Genomic DNA, 4,391 nt, shown 5'->3' on the forward strand with positions numbered 1-4,391 from the left:
ATGATGGGGCGGTGAGCACCCCCTCCGGCCCTCCCCTCGCGGACTGGGCGACGCGGCCCTCCTACAAGCTGCGCCGCGGCCGCATGGGCGTCACCCGCCTGCAGGCCCTGCAGGAGCACGCGGCCCGCTTCGCCGTCCCCGACGGCGAGGGCCCCCTGGACCTGCGCGCGCTGTTCGGGACCGACGCCCCGGTCGTCCTGGAGATCGGGTTCGGCATGGGCGCGGCCACCCTGCAGATGGCCGAGGCCGACCCCGCCACCGGCGTGCTGGCCGCCGACGTGCACACCCCCGGGGTGGCCGCGCTGCTGCTCGGCCTGGACCGGCGCGGGCTGGGCAACGTCCGGGTGCTGGAGGGCGACGGGCGCCTGCTGCTGCAGCAGCGCATCGCCCCGGCCAGCCTGGCGGGGGTGCGGGTGTACTTCCCCGACCCCTGGCCCAAGCCCCGCCACCACAAGCGCCGCCTGGTCGACGCCGCGTTCGCGGCGCTGGTGGCCGACCGCCTCGCCCCCGGCGGGGTGCTGCACTGCGCGACGGACTGGGAGCCCTACGCGCAGCAGATGGCGAGGGTGCTGGCCGCCGAGCCGGGGCTGGTGCTGGAGGCGTCTCGCGAGCGGCCGGACTGGCGGCCGCTGACCCGCTTCGAGGTGCGCGGGCTGGAGCGCGGGCACCTCGTGACGGACCTGATCGCCCGCCGCGCCGGGACGCCGGCGCGCTGAGGCGCACGGCCGCCTCCGCGTCGTGGTGCAGGTGCACCCGGTCGCGGCCGGCCCTCGGGCCGGAGGACGCGGGTGGCGGGCGGCCGAAAGGGTCGAGAGCGGGCCCCGCGGGCGCCCGGGTGGGGCATCATGAGCGCTCCCGCCGAGGGTGGAACCACCGCCCGTCCGTCTCGACCCCGGCCCGACCGACAGGACCACCGTGAAGATCGTCTACTACAGCTTCGGGGGCCGCTACTCCGACAACCCGCGGGCCCTGCACCAGCGGCTGCTGGCCCGCGAGGCCGCCGGGGAGCCCGGGGAGGGCGCCGAGCACCTGTGGCTGGCCGGCCCCGGGCGCGCCTTCCCCGCCGGCACGGCCACCGCGGCGCTGGGCACGCCGCAGGCGCTGCGGGCGCTGAGCGCGGCGGACCTGGTGATCGCCGACAACCACGTGCCCGTCTGGGACAAGCGCCCCGGCACGACGTACCTGCAGACCTGGCACGGCACGCCGCTGAAGCGGATCCACCGGGACGCGCACTTCACCTCCCCCGAGGGTGAGGACGTCCTGGCGCGCCTGGACGACGACATCGCCCGCTGGGACCTGCTGCTGGCCCCCAGCCGGGCCGCGGAGGCGCCGCTGCGCGCGGCGTTCGGCTTCCCCGGGCCGATGCCCGTGACGGGCTACCCGCGCAACGACGCCCTGCTCGCCCCGGACGCGGCGCAGCGGCGCGAGCGGGTCCGCGCCGCGCTGGGCATCGACGAGGGCCGCACCGCGGTGCTGTACGCGCCGACCTGGCGCGACGACGACCGCTACGGCGACGGCCCGGACTTCCGCCTGGCGCTGGACCTGCAGCGCTTCAGCGAGCGCCTCGGCGGCAGCCACACGCTGCTGCTGCGCCTGCACTACCTGGTGCCGGACGCGCTGCAGGGCGTGGACGTCCCCGGGGTCGTCGACGTCTCGCGCCACCCGGACATCAACGACCTGTACCTGGCCGCGGACGTCCTGGTCACCGACTACTCCTCGGCGATGTTCGACTTCGCCGTCACCGGCAAGCCGGTCGTCTCCTTCGTCTACGACCTGGAGCGCTACCGCGACGTGCTGCGCGGTTTCTACTTCGACCTGGAGGGGATCGCCCCCGGTCCGCTGGTGCGCACCTCCGAGGAGGTGCTGGACGCCGTGTCGGACCTGGACGACGTCCACACGCGCTTCAAGGACCGCTACGAGGTGTTCCAGGAGCGGTTCTGCCACGCCGAGGACGGCCGCGCGGCCGACCGCGTGCTGGACCTCGTCCTGCCCGCAGCGGGCGCGCGCCGCTGATCCCGCGCCGGTCCCGGGGGGACTCCCCCGGGATCAGCGCAGCAGGTCCGGCTCCTGGAACGGCACCCCGTGCACGTGGGTGGCCAGGAACGCGAACACCGTCTCGTACCAGAGGATCGCGTGCTGCGGGGTGAGCACCCAGTGGTTCTCGTCGGGGAAGAGCAGGAACCGGTGCGGCAGGTCGGCCGGGTCGCCGGACCAGTGCCGGTTCAGCTCCCACCACAACCGCAGCGCCTCCCCGACCGGCACCCGGTAGTCCTTGTCGCCGTGGATGACGAGCATCGGCGTGGTGATGCGCTCCACGTGCGCGGCCGGGTCGTTGGCCGCGACCATCTGCGCCGTCATCTCCCGCGACCAGTAGTGCGCGGCGTCGGTCGTCGGGCCGAACTGCTCCAGCGCCCACAGGCCCGCGTGGGTGACGATCGCGCGGAAGCGGTCGGTGTGCCCGGCGATCCAGTTCGCCACGTACCCGCCGAAGGAACCGCCCATCGCGGCGGTGCGCGAGGCGTCCAGGTCCTCGCGGGCCAGCGCGGCGTCGGTGAGGGCCATGAGGTCGGTGTAGGGCGCCTGGCCCCAGGCGCCCCAGCCGCGGGCCAGGAACTCCGGGCCGTACCCCGTCGACAGGGCCGGGTCGGGCAGCAGCACCGCGTAGCCGCGGGCCGTCGCCAGCCAGGGGTTCCACCGCCACGACCACGCGTTCCACGACCCCAGCGGGCCGCCGTGCACCCACAGCAGCAGCGGGGCCGGGTCCTCGGCGGCGGCGGTGCGCGGCAGCGCGAGCCAGGCGCGCAGCGGGCTGCCGTCGGCGGCGGTGGTGCGCACCTCGGTCAGCGTGCCCGGCAGCTCCGGCGCGGGCGCCGGCCCCGGCAGCGCGACGGGCTCCTGCCCGGCGGTGCGGGCGTCGAGGCGGACCACGGCGGGCGGGGCGTCCACGGCCGAGCGCACGGCGTAGACGTGCGCCCCGTCGGGGGAGACCTGCAGGCTGCCGTAGGCGCCCGCGTCGGCGCTCAGCCGCGTCACCCGCCCGGAGGCGAGCTCGACGCGGAACACCGGCGCCGCGCCGGAGTCGTCGACGGCCAGGAACAGCTCGTCGGAACCCGGCCCCCACTGCGGGGCGCCGCCCCAGACGTCCCAGCCCGCCACGACGTCGCGGGGAGCGGCGGAGGCGTCGAGGGGGACGACGACCAGGCGCAGCGTCGGCGGCGCCGCGGGCGTGCTCACCGACTCGGCCAGCGCCGCGACCCAGCGCCCGTCCGGGGAGACGGCGAGCGCGCCGAACTCGCGGCCGGGCTCGTCGGCGACGACGCGGGGCTCGCCCCCGGCGGTCGGGATCGCCACGACCCGCACGTGCTGCTCGCCGCGGGGGCGGGGCAGCGTCTCGGTGGTCACGAGCTCCGCGCCGTCGGGGGTGAGCACGGCCGAGGCCTCGTCGTAGCGGCGGCCGGGGGCGGGGGTGAGGTCGCTCCACGCCGCGAGGGCGCGCTCCCCCGCGGGCCCCTCCGCGGGCAGCGCCGCGGCGAGGTAGCGGGGCTGGCCGGGACCGAGGTCGGAGTCCCAGTACCGCACCGGGTAGCCCGAGTGCAGGACCGCGGAGACCTTCTTGCCCGTGCGCGCCGCGCGCCGCACCGCGTCGGAGGACGGGCCGTCCGCGGAGGCGTCGGAGCCGGGCAGCGTCGAGGACGTCACGACGACGAGGTCGCCGCGGCGCGCGGTGAGCGGGTTCGCGATCCCGCCGGGGCGGGTGCCGACGACGCGGGCCTCCCCCGCCGGCGGCAGCGCCCACAGCGCGGCGGGGGCGTCCTCGCCGGCCTCCGCCGCGGCCTGCGGGTCGGGGCGGGCGGAGGTGAACAGCAGCGTGCCGTCGGGCGTGAAGGCGGGGGCGGCCTCGGCGGCGGCGCCGCGCGTCAGCCGGCGCGCCGGGCGCTCGCCGGCGGGGTCGACCTCCCACAGCGCGCCGCGCCAGCGCGTGGCGTCGGGGGTCGGGGTCGCCACGGTGGTCACCAGGCGGGTGCCGTCGGGCGAGAGGGTGAGCCCGGCCAGGCGCGGCAGCGCGGCGAAGGCGTCGAGGTCGGCGAACGGTCCGGGCGCGCGAGCGGGTTCGGCCACGGACCAGTCCTACCGCAACGGGCCGCGGCGGGACGGGCCGCGGCGGGAGGTGTCGGACCGCGGCGGGACACTGGCCGCGTGGACGTCCCGGCCGAGCTGCGCACCGCCGCCGCGCCCGGCGCGGACCTGGCGCTGGTCGTGGTCCCGGCCGGGCTGGGGCTGGCGGTGCCCGGCCGGCGCTGGGCGGTGCCGGGCGGGGCCGCGGGCAGCGCCGCGCTGCTGGCGCGCCTGGAGGAGCTGCTGCGGCCGCGCTGGACCTGGTGGGCGGCCGC

Annotated in this window: 3 protein-coding genes and 1 pseudogene; 3 read left to right on the top strand and 1 reads right to left on the bottom strand. The window is 77.9% G+C overall.

What is annotated here, in order from left to right; all coding sequences use genetic code 11:
* A partial coding sequence (gene trmB, locus GTQ99_RS20245; protein WP_240897836.1) for a tRNA (guanosine(46)-N7)-methyltransferase TrmB occupies positions 1 to 716 on the top strand: 716 nt, incomplete at its 5' end.
* A 199-nt stretch (positions 717 to 915) separates the two neighbouring features.
* A complete protein-coding gene (locus tag GTQ99_RS20250; RefSeq protein ID WP_166617510.1) occupies positions 916 to 2,013 on the top strand; it encodes a CDP-glycerol glycerophosphotransferase family protein in 1,098 nt (365 codons plus the stop codon).
* Between the two features lie 33 nt (positions 2,014 to 2,046).
* On the opposite strand, the gene GTQ99_RS27230 is transcribed toward GTQ99_RS20250, so the two are convergent.
* Entirely contained in the window at positions 2,047 to 4,119 is a 2,073-nt protein-coding gene (locus GTQ99_RS27230) for an alpha/beta fold hydrolase (RefSeq protein ID WP_166617511.1), read from the bottom strand.
* A 78-nt stretch (positions 4,120 to 4,197) separates the two neighbouring features.
* Between GTQ99_RS27230 and GTQ99_RS20260 the strand changes: the two are divergent.
* Positions 4,198 to 4,391, top strand: a pseudogene (locus GTQ99_RS20260) (DNA polymerase); the annotation flags it as partial.

The organism is Kineococcus vitellinus, from assembly GCF_009906315.1.
GTDB lineage: Bacteria > Actinomycetota > Actinomycetes > Actinomycetales > Kineococcaceae > Kineococcus > Kineococcus vitellinus.